The organism is Ameyamaea chiangmaiensis (assembly GCF_013376175.1).
Taxonomy (GTDB): Bacteria; Pseudomonadota; Alphaproteobacteria; order Acetobacterales; family Acetobacteraceae; genus Ameyamaea; species Ameyamaea chiangmaiensis.
In genome coordinates, this window is sequence record NZ_JABXXR010000001.1 from 70,559 (window position 1) to 91,283 (window position 20,725).

Below are 20,725 nucleotides of genomic sequence, written 5' to 3' on the forward strand. Positions count from 1 at the left end.
TCAGAACGCTTTCAGTCGGATGCCACCGTCAACGCGCGCGACGATGGTCAGCCTTTCAAGATCGGCTACGGCCGCCTCCAGCTCGGACGGCGTCGCAGCGAGGAGCCTGGCAAGAAAATCAGGGGTGATGACGCGACCCACGCTCGGCCCGCGCAACTCCGGCAGTTCGTCAGCCACATCGGTCATCTGCAACCAGGCAGCGCGACCGGCGAGGGACAGAAGCGCCCATCGCCGGTCGTTCATGACGGCACGCGCATGTGCGCCGAGCCGCCGCGCCTGAAAGCCGCCTTTACCCGCTTTGGCCATGGGCCCGTCCTTCCGCTGTATTGATCCATGCCGGCGAGTACTGGTCCTCGGCTTCATCACGGAACCAGGTGGTCTCGTTCGTGAAGCGCAGGTGGCACACACCTACGGGCCCCTGGCGTTGCTTCGCCACTTCCAAATCGGCCTTGCCTTCCGCTTTCTGTACGCGACTGTTCAGGTCCGAGACGCGGTTGGCGAAATCCTCGGCACTTTCTCGCTCCCGACGCGTAAGTCCCGCCGCGAGCTGCTTTTCCAAATAGTAATGCTCCCGGTGCAGCAGCAGGATCACGTCGGCGTCCTGCTCCAGCGCGCCCGCATCACGAAAATCCGCCATGGTTGGGCGCTTGTCCTCACGCCCTTCACTCTGACGGTTGAGCTGCGCTAATAGAACCAGCGGCACGTCCAGTTCGACTGCCAACTGCTTCATCTGTCCCGATATTTTCGTGATGCGCTCATAACTGCGCTGGTCCTCAAAAGCCGATCCCGCCGACATAAGGCCAACGTAATCCACGACGATCAGCCCAAGACCGGTGCGCGACCGCTTCATCCGACGGGCGCGCGCCCGCATCTTCGTCGCCGTGATCCGCGCACGTGAGTCAAACCACAAGGGCAGGGCGCCCGCCGCACGCTCGCCATCCTCCAGATCGCGCCACTGCCAGTCGGACAGCTCTTCTCGCATGCCCGTCTCGGCGTGCTCCGGAACGTCATACCGTCGGCCGGTAAACACGGCCTGCGTCGACAGACGCGCATGGGCCGCGCCGAGGCGTGCGCCCAGCTGGGATTCCTTCATCTCGCCCGACCAGAAATAGGTCGGCACACCACCAGCCGCCACACGGGCAGCAATGCCGAGAGCGATGGACGACTTCCCCATCGCAGGGCGCGCACCCAACAGATAAACACAGCCCGGCATCAGGCCGCCGGTCATGCGATCCAGCGCGCGGTAACCCCACGACACCCCGGCCAGACCGGTGCCGCGCGCCGCGGCTTCCCGCGCCGAACGCAAGGCTTCGCCGACAGCGGCACCCGCACTCATCAGGGGCGCGTCCTCGCTCATGCCCATCGACATCTGCAGCAAACCATCTTCCAGCTCATCCACGATGTCCCCGACCGGCGTCGAACCCGGACGGCAGGCACGATCCGCCGCGCGCGTGCACACATCGAACAGCGACCGACGCACCCACGCGTCCCGAATGGCCCGCGCGTAACTCGCGGCATCGAGGACCGAAATCATGGACGTCAGCAAACCGGCCAGCAGGTCCTGGGCCGTCTGACGACCAAGATCCGGCTGGGAATCAAGGTGCCGGCGCAGCGAGATCGGGTTCGCGGCTTCTCCGCGATAGATCAGGTCGCGGCATAACCCGAACACACGCCCCAGCAACGGGTCATAGAAATGCTCGGGCTCCAGAATATCCTCCACAGCCGCGAACGCCCGATTGTTCGTCAGGATCGCCCCAAGAACAGCCTGTTCCGCAACACTGTCGTGCGGAACCTGACGCATCGCCGCCCCGAAAATCCCTGCCGCGTCATCCATGCCCACTCTCCCCACCCGATGACGAAGCATCGGGCTCATACGCGCAATATTCACAAAGCCGCAGCGCGGTTGCCGAACGGACCGTGCCGTTCAGCGTCCCGCACCACACAAACTCGTACCAGCCCTTGCCATCGCAACGGGGGCACACAGCACGGCCGGTCACGTCGAAACACAGTCGGGCGCGCGCTTGCGCTTGCGTGCCTCGCGCGGCACAGGCTCCGGATCCTCGGCCTTCATCGGGCGCGGAATGACCATCTTGCCGCCCCGGACATAGGTCGCGCCCGACGCAAACAGGCGCACCTGATCGTGCAAGGTGAAATCACGCACTTTCGCGGACGCCGCCAGAACCTTCGGGTTCAGCGGACGAGGCCTGCGGACCAGACGCTTACGCGGCATGGCCCATCCCCTCGCCACCGGCACGCTCCAGCAACCGCGACACCAGCGTCGGGGCACCCGGTCGACGCGCCGTCAGCCCCAGACGGGCACGCGCGGCTTTCACCGATCGCGCGGATACGCCGGTCGCATCGGCGATCGACCGAACACTCGCCCCCCGGCGATCCAGCGAAATGATGACCGGGTCGAGACGAGACCAGTCGAGAGTGCGTCGGCACATGGCGTGACCTCAGGTTTTCGGGGTGAAATGGCGCGCGATCAGGGCGCCCGTCCGCTTCGAGCGCGCGACGTGCCTTTCAGCCTGCGACATACGGCGATCAGCCATACGCACGTCATGGCCCTGCATCGCCCGCGCGCCAAAATACAAAATCATCAGCAGACACCGGGTGACTTCCGCCCGGGCCCACGCGACGCAGGCCGCGACCAGCGCGCCGCCCAGAACGGTCACAGCCATCCAGCAGGTGAACCCGTGCGTCACAGATCACACCGCAACGACGCAAGCCGCCCCTCGATCGCCGCCAGTTGGGCAGCAATCCGCGCCTGGTCCGCCTCAAGACGCCGGCGCTGCACACGCCGCGCCGCATCCCATTCCGCCGCCGCAACCGACCGAACCTCGTGGTGCCAGCAGGCACGCACACGGCGTACGGTGATGCCCATTTCCCGTGCGACCGTGGCAAACGCCGCGCGCAGGCCCTCGCGCGGACGGCGCGACTGCACCTCCTGACACACGATGTCCTGAAAGCTCTGGCCGATCGCTTCGGTGCTCATCGGGGGGTCAGACTCCCCCGTCCGCCCGCGCGCGCGGGCAAAATGGGCCAAAATACCCGCGCGCGCGGGTGAATCGGGCGAAATACCCACCATCTCGGGCGTCTCCTCTGCCACTCTGTGCTTGCGACGCATCAGAGGGATTGGCGGAGGAGGATTGAGTGATGGGTTTCGCCGGCGCCGAGACGGACGCGCCCAAGCGATCAAGAAGGCCTGCGACGATCTGCCCGATCGGCCGCAGGCCACCGATGCGGGACGGCGCGTTGCCGCCCCGCATCGGATCATCCACCATGGCAGCTACCACACGACCACAGGAGGATTCGAATATGTCGGCGCCGTCAGAGCGTCCGGCTGATCGCATGCGCAATACGCTGCAGATACTGGAAACCGCCGAGGAAAAAGCGAAGGCCGAAAGATAGAATGGAGACGGCTTCCGAGTGGTTCCGGAAGGCCTCTGAGCGTCCAGGGCACTGAAAATTGCACGTTCTTGCGCTCTTTGCTTCAGAACTTCCTCGTAATCATCGATTGCGGTCGCGGCGATCCTGGCGCGCCGGTTCTGCGCACGCGCCCCTAACCATCCGGCCGCAACGCCCGATGCGGCAACGACAGACAGCAGAAGAAACGCACCGCCGGCAGCCCTGGACTTTCCGCCGAGCTGAGCATGATCTCCGTTCGCCTCGATCCCGCTATGGCCAGAGTTCTTCTGAATAGACAGGTCGAAAAGGACGATTTGCCGGACGCCCAGAAAGCAGGACTGCTGTCCCATCTCAGGAGCCTTTCATCCAAGGCCCTTGAAGGGCTAGCGGCGGAACTCCTTCAACAGGCCCTTTCACATGCCCCGGACGCCATTCGACTGCTTCGTACAAGTTTCTAGATTCGACGAACCCCATGGGAGCGAAACGAAGCGATGATGGCTCAGCAGTATCGAGATTCAGCCAAAATCCATCCGGGAATTGCTTCCATGCTGCACCGACCCAGACACGCAAGGCCGCCGCCCCATAGGGACACCGGTCCAGCCACATGCCGTCAATCTGCAAGGCTGCCCGCAAGCCATCAAAGCGATCGGGCTCAGCCGGGTTTACGGTCATGCTGCCCGCTCCGAGCCATGGGAGGAGGCGACGTTCCCGGCGTGCGAACGATCATCGTCCGACCCAAATATCTCGGGGCAAACGACGGAAAGGGGCAGACCGGAGAGGCGCGCTACGGCTCTGGCATGTTTAGGGGGAACGCGCACCCAGCCAATGACGGTGGCGTGATGGCGATTTACTTCTCGCCCTACGCGAACTGGCCCACCAGCGCTGCGAATGATGTCACGTATGTCCATATGGCCATATGTGGAATATACCAACATTTGTCATCAAGAGAGATGTTGGGTGACTCCACCCCAAGAGCTACTCTACGGCGCACTATCACGCCATGAGCACAGCACAGAGCCTCGGCGCACGCATAAGAACATTAAGGGAACAAAAAGGCTTGACGCAGGTCGTCACAGCAGTCGAGATTGGGATCTCGCGCACGCATTTGACGAATATCGAGCGTGGCGCCGACGTCCCAGGGAGAGGCACGCTCGTGGCACTGGCTGATTTTTTTGGGGTCTCCCTCGACTGGTTGACTACAGGAAACGGCAATATGATTTCGTCACAGGCGCAAAATGAAAAGGAAGCTCTTCTACTGGATGCATTCAGGCGAATCCCGGAGGATGAAACTGACGCTCTATTAGTGTATCTACTTCGACGTGCTGGCGGTGCGCGTGACGCATAAATCGTCCCTATATTCTGGTTTTACAATTTTTTCTATATTGATGGCGGCCTCGCTTGAGTCGTCTAAAGCACAAGACGCTGTTTTTCCTGAGGGAACGCCGCCGACAGAGGAGGTGTCCCCACCAGATACTGTTCCTCCACAGAAAGCGAAAAATTTTCCCCCTTGGTCTGTCTTCAAAGGACAACAGCTCAGTTCCCAGAGAGAGCTGAAGTCTTTAGTTCTTTTGTGGGAACACTGCCTCTAGGGGACGATAAATCTTCATATTTCACAGTTGGGGATGGAATTATTGGTTGTTTCACTGAGACTGGTGTCACGTCAACTCTAGTATTGGTTCTTGCAGGCTCATGGAGATACAGCTCTCAATGGCAAGAAGTTGGATACTATAAAGAAAATTTACTCAGAATTAGAGATGGAGGATGCGCACCTATTAATAGAAAAATCAGATGGCACTTATTGTGGAGCAATTCCGTGGCGTCCTACATGGTTTCGAGTGATTTCGACGTATTTGTTCGCCTCTGGTTCCTGCGCGACGAAATCCGCGACGCATCGGGGCGCATACCGCCACTCGGGATAGAAGGCAGAATGACCCGTGATGATTAGGGTGGAAATTCCCAACATTTAGCTTGACTGGAAGTGTTGGATTATCCCACATTCCCTCCATCACCAGATGGAGGCGCACGTGCTACATCAGAACGACGGCCATGACCGGCCCGACATGGGGAGGGCCACGGATGACGGGCAACTTCGAAATCCGCCTGTCAGAGGACGATCCGGACGATCGCTACGATCCGGGAGAAGTCGGAGCGGCAACGGATTCGCGAACACTTCGTCTGTGGCGTGCGCACGAGGCTCAGCGACAGGGCGAGCTTCGGCTCTCCGCGCAAACGGTATCGATCAGCGGAATTATGGGGCGCTCAGCCACTCTGATCGGGTGGACGTTGACCATCACTCTGGCACTATCCACAGCATCAGCGACAGCAGGCCATCGGCTGCTGATGATAAGTGCTGCCATGGCCCTTGCGAGTGCCATGATCGCAATAGTCAATTTCAGGCCGTTCCGATGGGGCTTGAGCGGCGACTTGCCGTCTTATGTTCTGGGAACGGACAGCAAACCCGTCACGTTCGAGACGGAGCTGGAATACGTGGAAGCTCTGGCTCTGCGGGCGCAGATGGACCTCGATGCCAACAATGTTCGCGTCGATCGAGCCGCGCGTGTGCTGCTCTGGTCACTGATCCTGCTGGGATCGGCGGTGGCCAGTGCAGCACTGATCAGTCTCAGTTTCGTTTTCTGACCGGTGCCGGATGTTCGATCTGCCTCGGTGGCTTCGGATCTGGCTTCGGTTGCGGCGGCGCGGGTCGAACGGCCATAGGTTTCATCCTCGGGTTGGTTGCACTCCCGATGATGGAAGACGCGGGGGCGGCTGACAACGGCCGTCCCCGTACGAAGGCACGACAACAGACGCCGTCATGGGGGATGCACCCATGACGGACACATCAACCCCCGTCACCCCCGAATTGCGCGACGCGGCACTTCGCCTGGTGTCCTCATGCCGCGACCTCGCGTGGGGTCCCGACACCACATCTCTGGCCGCCGAAATGGAGCTGATCGCCCGGCTGTCCGAGCTTGGCAATGCGCTGGGCTACCGCGTCGCCTGGACACGGACGACGCCTCCATGACCCATTCCGCACAGCACCGCCGCACGCGACATCACCTGCCGGCGCGCTGGCATGTGCTTGCGGAACTTCTCATGCACTGTCGTCGGTTTTCCGGCGACGCGCTGTTCATCGCCGCTGATGCCCTCGCCGAGTTCGCCTGTGACGCCGACATGCTCGGCGCGCCGGATATGGCGGCTGAGGCACGCGGTCTCGCAACACGCCTGCGCGACGCCGGAACATGCCGCGCGCGTCAGGACACAGCCACAGGGGCCACCCATGGGTAAGGTCATCCCGTTCGTCAGCTCGGGCACCAGCACGGGCTTTTCTTATGCGATCCGCGACTGGTCGCCCGCCGTGCAGAAAGAGGCCCTGCGTCAGCGCCGCGCCGTGATCTACATGCGGCAGTGCGCCGAGGAACTACGCCAGCGTGGCAACGCCGAGGGCGCGGCCGGTACGGACCTGTACGCCAATGACCTGCAGGCGAAGCTTGAACGCTACCTGATGAATATGCGCCCGCGGCCCGTCGTGCCGACGATCCCGCCGTCCCCGGCGGAGCTGGCCCGTGCCGGAGGATCTGCGCGATGATGTATGGCATCGCAAAGGTCAGCGGTCCTTGGACCGAACGGGAGTGGCAAATCGCGGTGGCTCTGCGCCGGGAGGGCCGTTCGTACCCTGTCATCGCTTCGCGTCTCGCGCGCAGCATACCGTCTGTTCGCAACCGCTTTGGCAGCGCGCGCGCCGCTGGTGTCCCGGTCGACAAGGCCTTCTGGACAGAGCAGGAGGTCGCAATCCTGCTCGCGCGCCGCGCGGCACGGGTTCCACATCACGAGATCGCCGAGGAACTTCGGCGTTCCGTTGATTCGGTGATCTCCAAGGAAGGCAGGCTCCAGACCCGCCTGCGGGACGAGCGCCGACGTGCCGCGGGGCTGACCGCGCCACCAACTGCACGCCCCATGTCCGCGAATAACCGGCCGGCCAAACCGCACCGAGTGATGTCCGAGCCCGAGCATGTCCTTCCTCCAGCCCGCACCCGCGACGGGCTGCCAAGCCTGGCGGCACGCCTCGTCGCGCGGGATCTGGCGTCGGAGATACAGGGCCTGACCGTCGATGCCGATTTCGTCGCGTCCTACGCGGCGGAAAACAAGATCACCGCCACTGGCGACGTGCTTCCTTCCGTCAACGCCCTGCGTGCGTCGTACGGGCTGCCGCCTTTTTACCTCACCAAACCGCGCGCCACCCTGGTGGCATAGGACATCACATGAGTGAATCAGCCATCATTCGCCAGTTTTCCCAGCTCGTCGCGGTCGCCGAGGATGGTCAGCTGAACGACGATCTGGATCAGGAGGTCACGGACCTGGTCGCGATCCTGAACGATGCGGCGGCGTCGAGAAACGGCAAGGCAAAGGGATCGATCACCCTGAAGGTCGATTTCGCACTCGACGGCGGGATCATCACGATCAGCACTGATTACGCGGTGAAGAAACCAAAGGTCGCCCGGGCACGGTCGGCGTTCTGGGCAACGCCCGACAACAAGCTCAGCCGCCGCAACCCGAAGCAGCACGAACTGCCGCTCCGCGACGTCAGCACCTCATCCAACGAACTCCGTAGCCTCTGAAAGACCCGATCATGACTGGACATAGCTCTGACAATGCCGCGCTCATTGACGTGGTGGAACGTCTCCATACCCCGCAGGAATTCGACGTCATCTCGCCGGATGAAACCATTCGGGCGCCCTATGTGGCCGTCCCCAAAGGAATGGAATTGCAATCGGTCAGGTCCTTCCTTGAAGAATACCGGGTTCGCCCGGAGCGGCGGCGTGGCACAGCGAAATTCACCGATCTGATGAGCTTCCTTCAGCATGCCAATCGCTTCAAGGCCGATCACTCGGCGCTCTTCGCCAGCGATGACCCGAAAACACCGTCGCTGACGTCGGTCCTCGACTATCACGAGCCCGGGTCCGACGAGCGTGACGGCACTCACTACGGCCAGCACAGGGGACACTACACCTTCCCGCTGTCGGACACATGGAAGGCCTGGCAGGCGGTCGAGGACGGAAAGCCGTTGTCCATGCTCGACTTTGCTGAATTCCTGGAAGACCGGATCGGCGACGTGATCGAGCCGCTGGGCGCTCCCTATGAAGGAGAGCCGGAATCGGACACGCGACTGCGCGAACAGATACAGCGTCTCGGCGGGACATTGGCATCACCGTCCGTCCTGCTCGATCTCTCGCGCAACTTCAGGGTGAACGAGGACAGCAAGACCAAGGTCGTGCAGAACCTGTCTTCGGGCGAGGTCGTGCTGAAATTCGAGACCGCGCACGTGGATGAACAGGGCGCGCCTGTGAAGGTCCCCAACATGTTCCTGATCCAGACGCCTGTTTTTCATGGTGGGGCAATCTATCGCGTGCCCGTTCGGCTCCGCTATCGCTCCATGGGCGGCAGCGTGCACTGGATCGTCATGCGCCTGCGCCCGGAAATCGTGTTCGAACACGCCCTGAACGAAGCGCTCGCCCTGGCCGAAACCGAAACGGGATTACCCGTGTTCCGGGGCGCGCCCGAGGTCTGATCCATTTTCGTCCGTCTGTAGCACCGTCCTCCCGTATCGTGGGGATCGGTGCGGGAGAACACCATGTCCGCCCATAGCGACACCTCTTCAGAGGCCGGGGAGGGATCATCATGATCCTCTCACGTCGACCGCCAGACTTCGTAATCGGCGATCCGGAGGCACCCTACCTGCTGCGCTGGTATCTGATCCCGCGTAACCGCTGGTTCAACGTCTACCTCCACAAGTTCCTTCGCTCGGACGAGGACCGGGCACTTCACGATCACCCATGGTGGTGGGTCAGTCTGATCCTGCGGGGGCGTTACCTCGAACACACGCCGTCCGACACGTTTCTGCGGCGCGCCTGGCGTCCAAGGTGGGGCAGGGCAACCGCGTTGCACCGTGTGGAGCTCTTTCGCGCCCGTGTATGCACAACCGTGCGCACACCTGATCAGAACGGAATCTGTCGCACACGCCACAGCTTTTCCGATGCCCGATCCATGGAGGCGGTATGGACGATTTTCATAACCGGGCCTCGGGTTCGCGAGTGGGGCTTCGCCTGCCCAAACGGATGGCGCCACTGGCGCGACTTCTGCGGTGTGCGCGAGGACGGCACCAACAGCGGAACCACAGGCCGTGGCTGCGCATGAACGCCATCCCTCTACACATCCCGCGCAAACAGTCGCGGGATCACGAGAGAAAATTGAAATGACCCGGTTCCTGCGATGCCTCGCCACATGGTGGCGGGATGGACGCTCGGGGCGCGGGTGGAGAGTGAGACGATGACGAAATTGAACGAACAGACGCCGCCCACGATCCCCCCGGTCAGCACGGCGCATCTGGGCATGCAGCTTTTTACGCGCGAGCAGGTGGCCGAGATAAAGGCTAAGGTGCGTGCGGAGACGATTAAGGAAAAGGACGCTGAGATCGCCCATTTGCGGGCGGATTTTCGGCTTATAAAATATCTGACTTCGAAGGCCAGCCTCATCGCATCGGAGCGATTGGAAAGCATTCAAGTAGTAAGTGAACGCGCCCTCGCACCTACTGGAGCGCGGCCATGACCACCACGCTACGAACCGACACGGTGCCGGGGGGAGTGAAGGCAGCTGTTGGCTCATACGACTGGCATGTTCAGGATATCTCAGATGATGCACAGGATCCCCCGAGAGCGAGATTTGAGGTAATTTTCGATGAGGATTGGATGCCAGAACATATTGCCTCAGTTCTCACCTATATTGGCATAGAAACGACATTTCTGTTTACAGATCGCCAAGAAGGCGTCGCTCCCGAGCCATTGACTCGCGCAGAGGTCGAGGCCGCAGACATTCCGGACTGGATTGAAAAATACGGGTGGAAGCTTGCTACCGCGTGGGAATGGGACGATGGCGGAATAATGATGCGTTTCGTGCGCCCTGCCATGGCTAAGGAAGCCGCGCATGACTGACCGAGAGTGCAGGCCGCCGGAAGGGACGGAATATCGGACCTACCACTGGTTACGATCAAACGCAGGGACGGTGCCATGCGAATGGACGCACCATGGATGGCTGATATGGGCGATCGAGACCACGCCGCAGTTCGCCTATCTGACAGGCTGGCGCTACGTTGGCCCGTGCGTACCGCCGCAGGACGGGGAGGGGGAGTGATGGGGGAGAGGCTATGGACCGCGCGCGAGCTTGCTGACTTCCTGCGCTATCAGGAGAGCACCATTCGCCGGATGGTAAGCCAGTCACCAGAGCGTCTGCCACCGCGCGTGGCTGGGCCCGGGCGTCCTCGCTGGAGTCCCGAGACGGTCAAGAATTGGTCAATGCGACCGGCTGCAATACCGTCATCACGGGTCGGGCGCCCGCGGCTACGGCCAGTATGATTTGGTCCTCACGCTTTCGTGACTACACCAAACTACACCAAATGAGGCCATAAGACGTTGATTTAAAAGGGATAATGGTGCCGACACTCGGAATTGAACCGAGGACCTACTGATTACGAATCAGTTGCTCTACCCCTGAGCTATGTCGGCGTTGGGGGTCGTATAACCGAGCTCTCGGATGGCTGCAATATGCTTGGAGCCTATCCGGTGCATGAAATGCGCTCTATCATCCGAAGCATGAGCAGCCGCGCCTTTCACTCCTTTCTCCGGTTCGCCGTCCGGATGGCTGCCGTGCCGCCGACGGCGTCCATGCGCGTGGTCGAGGGGCTGATGGAGTGTCCGTGCTGCGGGCATCTCGTCGAGATCGAGGAGATCGCACCGGGCTTCGTCCTGGCGTGTGAGCGGTGTGGGCAGGTTCTGGTACGTCGTCGGCGCACGTCGCCTCTGGCGACGCCGGCGGCATTCTGTATCTCGTCGGCGGCGATCTATCTGGCACTTTTGACCTCGTCGCTGATGACGCTTGACGTGTATGGCCGGGAACGGCGGGTCAGCCTGTTCTCGGGGCCGCTTGAGCTGATCCACGAAGGATGGGGCGAGATCGGCGTGCTCGTCGCGCTGGCGACCGTCGTGTTGCCGGGCGTCGTGATCGCCTGCCTGGGCGCCATACTCTATGCAGCACGTCGCCGGTCGCTGCCCGCGTGGGCGCCGATCCTGCTGATCTGGTATGAACGGCTTCGGCCCTGGTCCATGGTCGAGGTATACGTTCTGGGCGTCTTCGTGGCCTACACCAAGCTTGTCGATATGGCGCATGTCGATGTCGACGCGGGTGTCTATCTCGTGGGCGCGCTGATGGTCACGATGGCCGCGACCGATTCGACGCTGGACACCGAGCGTATCTGGCAGCACCGCCGTCTGCGAGACCTGCCTTGCGGCAGCATCACGGCCTCGTCGATCCGCAGGGGTGGGCTCTATCCTGTGGGCCGTCTTGCCGCATGCACAAGCTGCGGGACGCTGGGCGAGTTCCAGGTCGAGGTGCCGGAGTCGGCCGCACTGGGCTCATGTCCGCGTTGTGCCTCGACGATCAGAAACCGCAAGGCAGACAGCCTGAGCCGCACGACGGCTCTGCTGATCACGGCGCTGATCTGTTATCTGCCGGCCAATATCATGCCGGTGATGACGTTCAACAAAATCGGGCAGGGCGGAGGCCACACCATTCTCGAGGGCGTCGTGGAACTCTGGCAGGGCGACATGATACCGCTGGCTCTTCTGGTGTTTTTCGCCAGTATTGTTGTGCCTGTGTTCAAGATCGTCAGTCTGGCGGTCATGGTGTTTACGACGTGGCGCGGCAGTGCATGGGCGCTCGCTGGCCGGTCGCGGCTCTACCGGTTCGTCGATATCATTGGCCGTTGGTCGATGATCGACGTGTTCATGATTTCGATCCTCGTCGCCGTGGTGCGATTCAACGCCCTTGCGAATATCGAGGCGAACGGGGGGGTGGTATGCTTTGCGGCGGTTGTGGTTTTGACTATCTTCGCCGCCTATACGTTCGACCCGCGCTCGATGTGGGATGCGGCGGGACAGAACGGCCCGGAGCGAAGCCGGGATCTGACGCGTGCACGCCAGACGCTAAGGCTTGGGCCAGCTGACGGGGCCGATGGTGATGGAATGGAGACGGTGAGTCGGTGAGCGGTCAAAACGGTGATTCTCCCTCTGGCGGCCACGCAGGCTCGACCAAGGCTGTCGTCCGGAGGACGCGTTTCTCCATCATATGGCTTCTGCCGATCATCGCGGTCGTCATTGCCGGGTGGCTGGCGTGGCGGGGGCTGGTTGATCGGGGACCCGAGATCTCGATCATTTTCGACACGGCCGACGGCCTGACGAGCGGCCAGACTCAGGTCAAGAACAAGGCCGTAACGCTCGGCACTGTGGATTCGATCGAACTGACCGACGATCAGCGCCATGTGCGCGTCAAGGTGCGCATGAACGCCAGCGCCGCGAAGTCGCTGACGGAGCACGCGCGTTTCTGGGTCGTTCGCCCGCGTCTGAACGGCGCCAGTATTACGGGTCTCGATACTCTGCTGTCCGGCGCATACATCGCGTTCGACGCGGGCGCGGCCGGTGGTCGGCCGACGACACAGTTCGTAGGTCTCGAATCCCCCCCGGGCGTGCGGTCCGACCAGCCCGGACGAACCTATATGCTCGTGACCCAGTCTCTGGGTTCGATCGGGCAGGGTGCGCCGGTCTTCTTTCGCGACGTCATCGTGGGTGAAGTCCTGGGCTATACCATGCCGCCCGGCGGCGAGGGTCCGATCCTGGTCCAGATTTTCGTCCGGTCGCCGTATGACCAGTATCTTCACACCGATACCCGCTTCTGGAACGTGTCGGGTGTTCAGGTCGGTTTCGGTGCGGGCGGCCTGAAGGTTCAGCTCAAGTCGATTCAGGCGTTGTTTTCCGGTGGCGTGGCGTTCGGCGGCACCGAACACGACCACCCGACGGTTGGGCCGGTTGCTCCGTCGGACGCGGTCTTTCTGCTGTTTGACAGCGAGTCGGACGCCGATATCGCCGGGTATCGGCGTCATCTTGGCGTGGCGACCTATGTCGATAGTTCGGTCAAGGGCCTGTCGGCCGGTGCTCAGGTCACGATGTTCGGCTTGCAGGTCGGCAACGTGACGAGTGTGAAACTGGAGGTCGATCCGGCGTCGGCGCGGTCGCGGGTGCGAATCGGCATGGAGTTGCAGCCCGAGCGCATCGAGCAGCTTGGCACCATGTCGCGGGATGATCTGCGGGGCCTTATGCGGGCGATGGTCGACAACGGGATGCGCGCGTCTTTGGACAGCGTCAGCCTGTTGACCGGAGAGTCCATGATTTCGCTCAACTTCGTAAGGCATCCGAAGCCGGCGATGGTGGATGTGGAAGGCGACGATCTGGTGATCCCGAGCCAGCCCGGAGGCATGTCGGGGATCATGGATTCGCTGTCGGTGGTGGCGGACAAGATCGCTGCGATGCCGCTGGACAAGATCGGTGTGCATGTCAACGATCTGCTTGCGCACGCCGATGCCCGCATCAACAGTCCCGATGTGACGCAGGCTCTGCATTCGCTGCGCGATTCGATGCGTAACCTGGCCGACATCACCAACAGCGCCAAGCCGGCGGCAGCAAAGCTGCCGGAACTTGAGGCCTCGCTGCACAAGACACTCGACAGCGCAACGACGCTGCTTGGAACCTATGGCGGCGACACGGATTTCCGCCACAACCTGCAAGAGATGGTGGTCGAGCTTCAGGGCGCGGCACGGTCGATCCGGTTCCTGACGGATCTGCTCAATCGCCACCCCTCCGCGCTGATTATGGGACGCTGAGATGGCCGGATTTCGTCACCTGTTTCTCGCCGGAGGTGCGGCCTGCATCCTGTCTGGCCTCGCGGGGTGTAACAGCGACCCGACACTTTACAGCCTGATGCCGTGGCCGGGTGCCGCGGCACCCGCGCCGGTGGCGGTTGTCGAGGTGCGGACGCCGGTCGTCGCGCAGGCGTACGACCGCGATCGGATTGTCCGTGAGACGAAAGATTATGCAATCAAGGTCGCTGACAGCGATGCGTGGTCGGACGCACCCGGACAAATGATTGCCCGGACACTGGCGCAGGATCTGGCCCAGCGCCTCCCCGGCACGACAGTGTTCGCGCAGAACGATGCCACGTCGATGTCGCCGCAGGCCTTTGTGGAGGTGACGATGACCGGGTTCAGCCGCGTCGCTTCTGGTGAGGCCGTGCTGTCGGGTACCATGGTCGTTCATGCGGCGGCCAAGGGAGCGTTGCCGACGGTCATCCCATTCCGGCTTACGCGTCAGCCGTCGGGTCGCGGCACGGCCAATCTGGTCGCGGCGTTGAGCGAACTGAACGGGGCGTTGGCGGACAAGGCGGCTCTTGTGCTGCGGACCATGGCGCCCGCAGTGCCGGAGGCGGGCTGAAGAAGGCAAAATTGTGCCGGGCACGCGCCCGAGATTACATTTGCGACAAATGATTTCGGGGCCCGTTGTGTGAATTTTTGCCGTGTGCCAGTAAGGCGGCGTGATCGGGGTGGGTAATGCCCCCGGTCGGACATCACACAGTGCGCCGGGGATCTTGATGGCGGGACCGAGCTTCTTGATCCGGTGCGGTTGCGCGGACCGCCGTCGCTTATCGTTCCGACCATCGGTTCGGTCCCGGCGTGGTGCACATGCGCGAACCCGCACACGGGGTCTGTTGCCGATCCTTTTTGCCGTGGTGACGATATGCAGTGTCATCCACACTGCTGTTGCCAATGACGGATCGGTCAGACGAGACTCGCACGGGCGCCTAGTGGTGCAGATGGATTCGCCGTTGGGCCGGCAACTCCACATCGAGCCGGTGTCGCAGACGGCCGCCCCCCATGTCATGGCTGTTCCCGCCGAGGTGCGCTCGGAGGCGAGCCGCCAGATGAGCATCTATGCGCCGCTTGCGGGCAGGATTGTCAGCCTGGGCGTGTCGCCCGGGCAGTTCGTGCATCGAGGCGATATTCTGGCCCAGCTCGCCTCCGGTGACATGGCGCAGGCGTTATCTGACGATGCAAAGGCCCGCGCGGCGCTTCAACTGGCGCAGGAACAGTGGCGGCGGGCGCAGAGCGTCTTCCAGATCGGAGGTGAAGCGTCCAAGGACGTCGAGAGCGCCCATGCCAACGTTCTTCAGGCGCAGGCGGAGGCGCAGCGTACCCATGATCGTCTGGCGTCTCTGGCCCCCACCAACGGAACCGCGCATGGCAGTCTGCTGTCGTTGACGGCGCCGGATGACGGGTTTGTGGTGACGGTCGGAACGTCGGCCGGACAGAACGTGACCGATACGACGGTGGCGATTATGACACTGGTCGATCTGGATGAAGTCTGGGCCGTCGGCGGTGTGCCGGAGGACAGTGCGACGCAGGTCGGGCCGGGCATGCCGGCCGAGGCCTCATTTTTTGCGACCGGTGATCGGCGTTTCGCGGGCAAGGTTCTGACCGTGGCGCCTGTCCTGTCGTCCGATACGCGCCGCATGGAAGTGCGCATGGTCGTGCCGAATGCCGACAACCTCCTTCGCCCGGGGATGTTTGGCACGCTGTTGATTGCCGTCCCGCAGCCGCCACAGGTGATGGTGCCGCAATCGGCGCTGCTGATGAATAATGACAGCACCACGGTGTTCGTGGAGACGTCGGCGGGAGTGTTCGAGCGACGGACGGTGACGATCGGCTATGACGAGGCCGCGCTGCTTCGGGTCCGATCGGGTCTGAATGCGGGCGAGCGCGTGGTGGTCCAGGGTGCCGTGTTGCTGAACGATGATTAATCGCCTGATCGAGATCTGCCTTCGGCAGAGGCGCTTTGTTTTTGCGGTGATGGTCGTGCTTGCTGTCCTGGGCATGCACGCCTGGCAGCAGATCCCTGTGGAAGCCTACCCTGATCTCGGTGCCGTCAACGTTCAGGTGACGACGCAGGTGCCCGGTCTTGCGGCCGAAGAAATCGAACAGCAGATCACGACGCCGCTTGAGCGGCAGTTGGCCAGTACGCCGGGTCTGGTAGAGAGCCGGTCCAGCAGCACGTTCGGGCTGTCGCTGATCACGTTGATCTTCAAGGACGGGACCGACGTCTATTTTGCCCGTCAGCGGGTCAATGAGCAGATCGCGCAGGCCACCCTGCCGTCCGGTGTGACGCCGGGTCTGGGGCCTGTCACCAGCCCGGTCGGTGAAATCTATCGTTATGTCCTGCAGTCCAACAGCAAGAACCTGATGCAGTTGTCCGAGATCCAGCGCTGGGTGGTCCTGCCGGCGCTGTCGCAGATCTCGGGGGTGGCCGGCGTCAACAATTTCGGCGGTTTCACGAAGGAATATCAGCTGGTTCTCAGCCCCGAGGCGCTTCAGCGTTATCATATCGGGGTCAACGACGTTCTGGCGGCGCTCAAGGCGAACAGCATCAACGCCGGTGGCGGCAGGATCACGCGCGGCGACGAATCCTACATCGTCCGGGGCATCGGCATGGTCCGGAGCCTGGACGACATGGGGGCCATCGCGGTCACGGAGCAGAATGGCCAGCCGGTGCTTGTGCGTGATCTCGGTCGTCTCGAACTCGGGCATCAGGTGCGCGAAGGCATTCTTGGGTTTAACGGCAATCCGGATGCGATAGAGGGCATCGTCATGATGCTGACGGGGCAAAACCCGTCCGAAGTGTTGCGCCGGCTTCATGCCCAGGTCAGCGATCTGAACGAGGAACTGGCCCCGCAGGGTGTAAAAATCGTCCCCTATATCGACCGCGACAATCTGGTGAACGCGACCACCGAGAAGGTGACGCACACCGTGCTGGAGGGCGTGACGCTCGTGTTCGTGGTGCTGATCCTGTTTCTGGGCAGCCCGCGCAGCGCCGTCGTCGCTGCCGTCACCATTCCGCTGGCGTTGGCGACGGTGTTCGTCCTGATGCGTGCGCTCGATATGCCCGCCAATCTGTTTTCGCTCGGGGCGATCGATTTCGGCGTGATTGTCGACGGCGCGATCGTCGTGATGGAAGCGATCCTGCGCCTTCGGGAGGAACATCCGGACAGGCGGCTGAGCCTGAGTGACATTCTGGGTGTCACGGACCACATCGGCAAGGCGATCTTCTTTGCGACCCTGATCATCGTGGTTGCTTATGGGCCGCTGTTCGCGTTCGAGGGCGCGGAAGGCAAGCTGTTCCGCCCGATGGCGTTCACTGTCAGCTTTGCGCTGCTGGGGGCGCTGGCGTGTGCCGTCACGCTGACGCCCGCGCTGGCGTATCTGGCGATGCGCAACCCGCACCGACTGTTTCACAACGCGCCGCTGGAGCGGTTGCATCACGCCTATCGTCGCGGGCTCGGTCATATGATTGACCGGCCGATGTTGAGTTATATCGGCGGGATCGTGGCGTTCGGACTGGTGCTCGTATTGGGGTCGACGACGGGGCGCGAGTTCCTGCCGGACCTCGACGAAGGGGCCTTGTGGCTGCAGATCCAGCTGCCGTCCGGCCTCTCGCTTGATCGTACGACCGCCATCGCCGGGCAGATTCGCGACACCATCCGGGCGTTTCCCGAAGTGGCCTCTGTCGCGACGCAGGTCGGCCGCAACGATTCGGGAACCGACGCGTGGACGCCGTCCCACATTGAATCGCCGGTCGTGCTGACATCCTATGCGACCTGGCCGAAGGGGGAGACGAAATCGCTGTTCGTGGCGCGGCTGGCACAGAAGCTGAGCCAGATACCGGGCATTTCGTTCGGCATCAGTCAGCCGATTTCCGACAACATCAATGATCTGGTGGGCGGCGCGCATTCGCCGCTGGTGCTGCGTGTGTACGGCGACGATCTCAAGCCGCTGCGACGGCTGGGCACGCAGATCGTCAACGTGCTGCATGATGTGCCGGGCACGACGACGGCGTCGATCTTCCAGGAGCCGGAGGTTCCGCAGCTTGATGTGGAAATCGACCGGCCGGCAGCGGCGCGCTTCGGGATTTCGGCCTCCGACGTAATGAACGTGGTTCAGAACGTGATCGGGGACGCTGCGGTCCAGGAGATCTATGTCGGCGACCGTGTCTATAACATGACGGTGCATATGCCGCAGGGTCAGACATCGAACCTTCAGATGATCGAATCGCTGCCACTGCATGCGAGTAATGGTGCTCAGATCCCACTGTCGATGGTCGCGCGGATCGGCCTGGAGACGGGCGAGGCCAATATCGCGCATGAAATGAACCATCGGCAGATCACGATCCGCCTCGATAACGGTCATCGGCCGTTGTCCGCATGGTTGCGGGATGCCGAACAGCAGATCCACGCGCATGTTCACTACGATCCCGATGAATACCGACTGGAATGGGCAGGCACGTTCCAGCAGGAGCAGCGCGCGCAGGCCCGTCTTAGCGTCGCGCTCATGATCATGTTCGCCGTGATGCTCGTGTTGCTGTTCGGCGAGTTCGGGCGCCTGCGGCAGGCGGTGCTGGTCCTGGCGGTGGTGCCGCTGGCGACGCTTGGCGGTCTTCTGGCCCTGCATCTGCGCGGCGAGACACTGAACATCGCGACGGCTGTGGGATTCATCGCGCTGTTCGGCGTCGCGATCCAGAACGGGATCATCATGGTGTCCAACATCAACCGTCTGCGAGTAAACGGCGCCCCGCTGCGCGAGGCGGTGCTGGAAGGTGCGGGTGAGCGTTTTCGGCCGGTCCTGATGACCGCGACGGTCGCCAGTGTGGGCATGTTGCCGGCGGCGCTGGCGCGAGGGATCGGGACCGATGTCCAGCGTGGGCTTGCCACCGTCGTCGTCGGCGGTCTCGGCATTGCGACCATTCTGACGCTGTTCATCCTGCCGACGTATTATTGCGAGATGGAAGGGTTCTTCGAGCGGCGTTCGCTGAGGCGGCGCGAGCGCGGGGACGGTGCGTCGTGATGGTAAGCCGGATGCGATACGGCGTGGCCTGCACGGCGGTGCTCTGGCTCGCGGGCTGTGCGGTCGGGCCGAACTTTCATCGACCTGCCGCCCCGACGGCCGCGCGCTATGACCCGAACGGGCTACCCGCCCACACCGCGGGACCGCAAGGTGTGGCGGGCGGCGAGCAGAGCTTCGTTGTCGGAGGTGACATACCGGCGCAATGGTGGACGCTGTTTCGCAATCCGGCGCTGAACGCGCTGGTGGAGCGTGCCATCGCGCGCAATCCGTCGCTTGCCTCCGCGCAGCAGGCGTTGCGGGCCGCGAACCAGAATGTCGGCGTTCAGGAAGCCGCCCTCTGGCCCAGCATCAGTGCGAGCTTCAATCCGACGCGCAATAAGACGTCCAAGGCGCTGTCGCCCGTGCCGGGCAACAACGCCTATCTTTATAACCTGCACACCGCACAGCTGAACATTTCCTATTCACCCGATCTGTGGGGCGGGGTCAGGCGGCAGGTCGAGGCCACCCGGGCGCAGGCCGAGGTCCAGCGCTACCAGATGGAGGCCGCATATCTGACGCTGACCGGAACGCTGGTCAACGCGGCGATCGCCTCAGCCACCGCCCGCGACCAGCTGGAATCGACGCAGAGCATCATCGCGCGCACCGAACGGATCCTGCAGATCACGCAGCGGCAGGTGACACTGGGTGATCTGCCCGAGAGTGCACTAGCCGCGCAGCGGACACTGGTCGCGCAGGCGCGTGCGACGCTTCCGCCCCTGCAACAGCAGATCGACCTTCAGCACGATCTGATCGACGCGCTGACGGGCGACACGCCTGACCGGCCGACGCCGGAATTTCATCTCGCCGATTTCACGCTGCCGGGCGAACTGCCGGTCAGCCTTCCGATGGACCTGGTCTCGCAGCGACCCGATATACGCGCCTCCGAGGCGGCGCTGCATGCGGCGAGCGCGCAGATCGGGGTCGCGATCGCCAATCGCCTGCCGGCGCTCCAGTTGATGGCGACGCCGGGGACGGCGTTCAACAGTTTCAGCCAACTGGCCATGCCAGGATATGGCAACTGGATGCTGGCCGCGATGATCACCCAGCCGCTGTTCGAAGGGTTCTCGCTGTTGCATCAGGAGCGCGCGTCACGCGACCTGTATCAGAAGGCGGTCGAGGATTATCGCGACGCCGTTCTGGGGGGTGTGCAGGAGGTTGCCGATGCGCTGCATGCCGTCAAGAACGACGCCGACCTACTGCAGACCAGCCAGCAGGCGGATGCGGCCGCGCGCCACACGCTGTCCATTGCGGAGGGGCAGGCGCGTCTGGGTGACGTGCCGATCCTGATGACGCTGACGGCGCAGGAGGCGGCCTTTCAGGCGCGCCTGACCCTGGTGCAGAGCCAGTCCGCGCGGCTGTCCGATACGGTGGGCCTGTTTGCGTCGCTGGGCGGCGGCTGGTGGAACCGGCCGGATGTGCGCGCGCGGAACGGGGCTGCGGCCACGCGTTGAG

At 62.7% G+C, this 20,725-nt stretch carries 24 protein-coding genes and 1 tRNA gene; 17 read left to right on the plus strand and 8 right to left on the minus strand.

Annotated elements, in window-relative coordinates; all coding sequences use genetic code 11:
* From HUK82_RS00340 to HUK82_RS00370, 7 genes are all read right to left on the minus strand, one after another.
* Positions 1–306, minus strand: a complete 306-nt coding sequence (locus tag HUK82_RS00340; RefSeq protein WP_176612037.1) for a hypothetical protein — start codon at positions 304–306, stop codon at positions 1–3.
* The gene (locus tag HUK82_RS00345) at positions 290–1,834 is read right to left on the minus strand and encodes a replicative DNA helicase (protein ID WP_176612038.1); all 1,545 of its coding nucleotides are present in this window, start codon (positions 1,832–1,834) and stop codon (positions 290–292) included. Before HUK82_RS00345 ends, HUK82_RS00340 begins: the two co-directional genes overlap by 17 nt.
* Before the next feature lie 159 nt (positions 1,835–1,993).
* Positions 1,994–2,230, minus strand: coding sequence for a hypothetical protein (locus tag HUK82_RS00350; protein WP_176612039.1), 237 nt, complete (start codon positions 2,228–2,230; stop codon positions 1,994–1,996).
* On the minus strand, positions 2,220–2,447 hold the full coding sequence (locus HUK82_RS00355) for a hypothetical protein (protein ID WP_176612040.1): 228 nt from the start codon (positions 2,445–2,447) through the stop codon (positions 2,220–2,222). The genes HUK82_RS00350 and HUK82_RS00355 overlap by 11 nt, the downstream gene beginning before the upstream one ends.
* 9 nt (positions 2,448–2,456) lie before the next feature.
* Positions 2,457–2,681: a hypothetical protein gene (locus tag HUK82_RS00360; protein WP_176612041.1), complete on the minus strand. Its 225-nt coding sequence runs from the start codon at positions 2,679–2,681 to the stop codon at positions 2,457–2,459.
* Positions 2,682–2,701: 20 nt separating this feature from the next.
* Positions 2,702–2,995, minus strand: a complete 294-nt coding sequence (locus tag HUK82_RS00365) for a hypothetical protein (RefSeq protein WP_176612042.1) — start codon at positions 2,993–2,995, stop codon at positions 2,702–2,704.
* Between the two features lie 7 nt (positions 2,996–3,002).
* On the minus strand, positions 3,003–3,758 hold the full coding sequence (locus HUK82_RS00370; protein ID WP_176612043.1) for a hypothetical protein: 756 nt from the start codon (positions 3,756–3,758) through the stop codon (positions 3,003–3,005).
* Between the two features lie 650 nt (positions 3,759–4,408).
* Here HUK82_RS00370 and HUK82_RS00375 point away from each other — a divergent pair.
* The 11 genes from HUK82_RS00375 (at position 4,409) to HUK82_RS00425 (ending at position 10,394) form a co-directional block, all read left to right on the plus strand.
* Positions 4,409–4,753: a helix-turn-helix domain-containing protein gene (locus tag HUK82_RS00375; protein ID WP_176612044.1), complete on the plus strand. Its 345-nt coding sequence runs from the start codon at positions 4,409–4,411 to the stop codon at positions 4,751–4,753.
* Between the two features lie 731 nt (positions 4,754–5,484).
* Complete coding sequence (locus tag HUK82_RS00380; RefSeq protein ID WP_176612045.1) at positions 5,485–6,045, plus strand: hypothetical protein; 561 nt, start codon at positions 5,485–5,487, stop codon at positions 6,043–6,045.
* A 190-nt stretch (positions 6,046–6,235) separates the two neighbouring features.
* Positions 6,236–6,430 (plus strand): hypothetical protein, encoded by a 195-nt coding sequence (locus tag HUK82_RS00385; RefSeq protein WP_176612046.1) that lies wholly within the window; start codon positions 6,236–6,238, stop codon positions 6,428–6,430.
* Complete coding sequence (locus tag HUK82_RS00390) at positions 6,427–6,693, plus strand: hypothetical protein (RefSeq protein WP_176612047.1); 267 nt, start codon at positions 6,427–6,429, stop codon at positions 6,691–6,693. Before HUK82_RS00385 ends, HUK82_RS00390 begins: the two co-directional genes overlap by 4 nt.
* The gene (locus tag HUK82_RS00395; protein WP_176612048.1) at positions 6,686–6,994 is read left to right on the plus strand and encodes a hypothetical protein; all 309 of its coding nucleotides are present in this window, start codon (positions 6,686–6,688) and stop codon (positions 6,992–6,994) included. Before HUK82_RS00390 ends, HUK82_RS00395 begins: the two co-directional genes overlap by 8 nt.
* Positions 6,991–7,659 carry a hypothetical protein gene (locus HUK82_RS00400; RefSeq protein ID WP_176612049.1) on the plus strand — a complete coding sequence of 223 codons (669 nt, stop codon included), beginning with the start codon at positions 6,991–6,993 and terminating at the stop codon, positions 7,657–7,659. The genes HUK82_RS00395 and HUK82_RS00400 overlap by 4 nt, the downstream gene beginning before the upstream one ends.
* An 8-nt stretch (positions 7,660–7,667) precedes the next feature.
* The gene (locus tag HUK82_RS00405; RefSeq protein ID WP_176612050.1) at positions 7,668–8,024 is read left to right on the plus strand and encodes a hypothetical protein; all 357 of its coding nucleotides are present in this window, start codon (positions 7,668–7,670) and stop codon (positions 8,022–8,024) included.
* Positions 8,025–8,035: 11 nt separating this feature from the next.
* Positions 8,036–8,974: a DUF2303 family protein gene (locus HUK82_RS00410; RefSeq protein WP_176612051.1), complete on the plus strand. Its 939-nt coding sequence runs from the start codon at positions 8,036–8,038 to the stop codon at positions 8,972–8,974.
* A gap of 110 nt (positions 8,975–9,084) precedes the next feature.
* A complete protein-coding gene (locus tag HUK82_RS00415; RefSeq protein ID WP_176612052.1) occupies positions 9,085–9,600 on the plus strand; it encodes a hypothetical protein in 516 nt (171 codons plus the stop codon).
* A gap of 132 nt (positions 9,601–9,732) precedes the next feature.
* Positions 9,733–10,011 carry a hypothetical protein gene (locus tag HUK82_RS00420; RefSeq protein ID WP_176612053.1) on the plus strand — a complete coding sequence of 93 codons (279 nt, stop codon included), beginning with the start codon at positions 9,733–9,735 and terminating at the stop codon, positions 10,009–10,011.
* Positions 10,008–10,394, plus strand: coding sequence for a hypothetical protein (locus HUK82_RS00425; RefSeq protein WP_176612054.1), 387 nt, complete (start codon positions 10,008–10,010; stop codon positions 10,392–10,394). Before HUK82_RS00420 ends, HUK82_RS00425 begins: the two co-directional genes overlap by 4 nt.
* A 495-nt stretch (positions 10,395–10,889) precedes the next feature.
* On the opposite strand, the gene HUK82_RS00430 is transcribed toward HUK82_RS00425, so the two are convergent.
* A tRNA-Thr gene (locus HUK82_RS00430) sits at positions 10,890–10,964 on the minus strand.
* A 39-nt stretch (positions 10,965–11,003) separates the two neighbouring features.
* On the opposite strand from HUK82_RS00430, the gene HUK82_RS00435 reads away from it, so the two are divergent.
* From HUK82_RS00435 to HUK82_RS00460, 6 genes are all read left to right on the plus strand, one after another.
* Positions 11,004–12,500: a paraquat-inducible protein A gene (locus HUK82_RS00435; RefSeq protein ID WP_304504143.1), complete on the plus strand. Its 1,497-nt coding sequence runs from the start codon at positions 11,004–11,006 to the stop codon at positions 12,498–12,500.
* On the plus strand, positions 12,497–14,170 hold the full coding sequence (locus HUK82_RS00440) for a PqiB family protein (RefSeq protein ID WP_176612055.1): 1,674 nt from the start codon (positions 12,497–12,499) through the stop codon (positions 14,168–14,170). Before HUK82_RS00435 ends, HUK82_RS00440 begins: the two co-directional genes overlap by 4 nt.
* A 1-nt stretch (position 14,171) precedes the next feature.
* Positions 14,172–14,777, plus strand: coding sequence for a PqiC family protein (locus HUK82_RS00445; RefSeq protein WP_176612056.1), 606 nt, complete (start codon positions 14,172–14,174; stop codon positions 14,775–14,777).
* Positions 14,778–15,156: 379 nt separating this feature from the next.
* Positions 15,157–16,140, plus strand: a complete 984-nt coding sequence (locus HUK82_RS00450) for an efflux RND transporter periplasmic adaptor subunit (protein WP_176612057.1) — start codon at positions 15,157–15,159, stop codon at positions 16,138–16,140.
* Positions 16,133–19,234, plus strand: a complete 3,102-nt coding sequence (locus HUK82_RS00455; protein ID WP_176612058.1) for an efflux RND transporter permease subunit — start codon at positions 16,133–16,135, stop codon at positions 19,232–19,234. Before HUK82_RS00450 ends, HUK82_RS00455 begins: the two co-directional genes overlap by 8 nt.
* Complete coding sequence (locus HUK82_RS00460) at positions 19,234–20,724, plus strand: efflux transporter outer membrane subunit (RefSeq protein WP_176612065.1); 1,491 nt, start codon at positions 19,234–19,236, stop codon at positions 20,722–20,724. Before HUK82_RS00455 ends, HUK82_RS00460 begins: the two co-directional genes overlap by 1 nt.
* Position 20,725 lies beyond the last annotated feature (1 nt).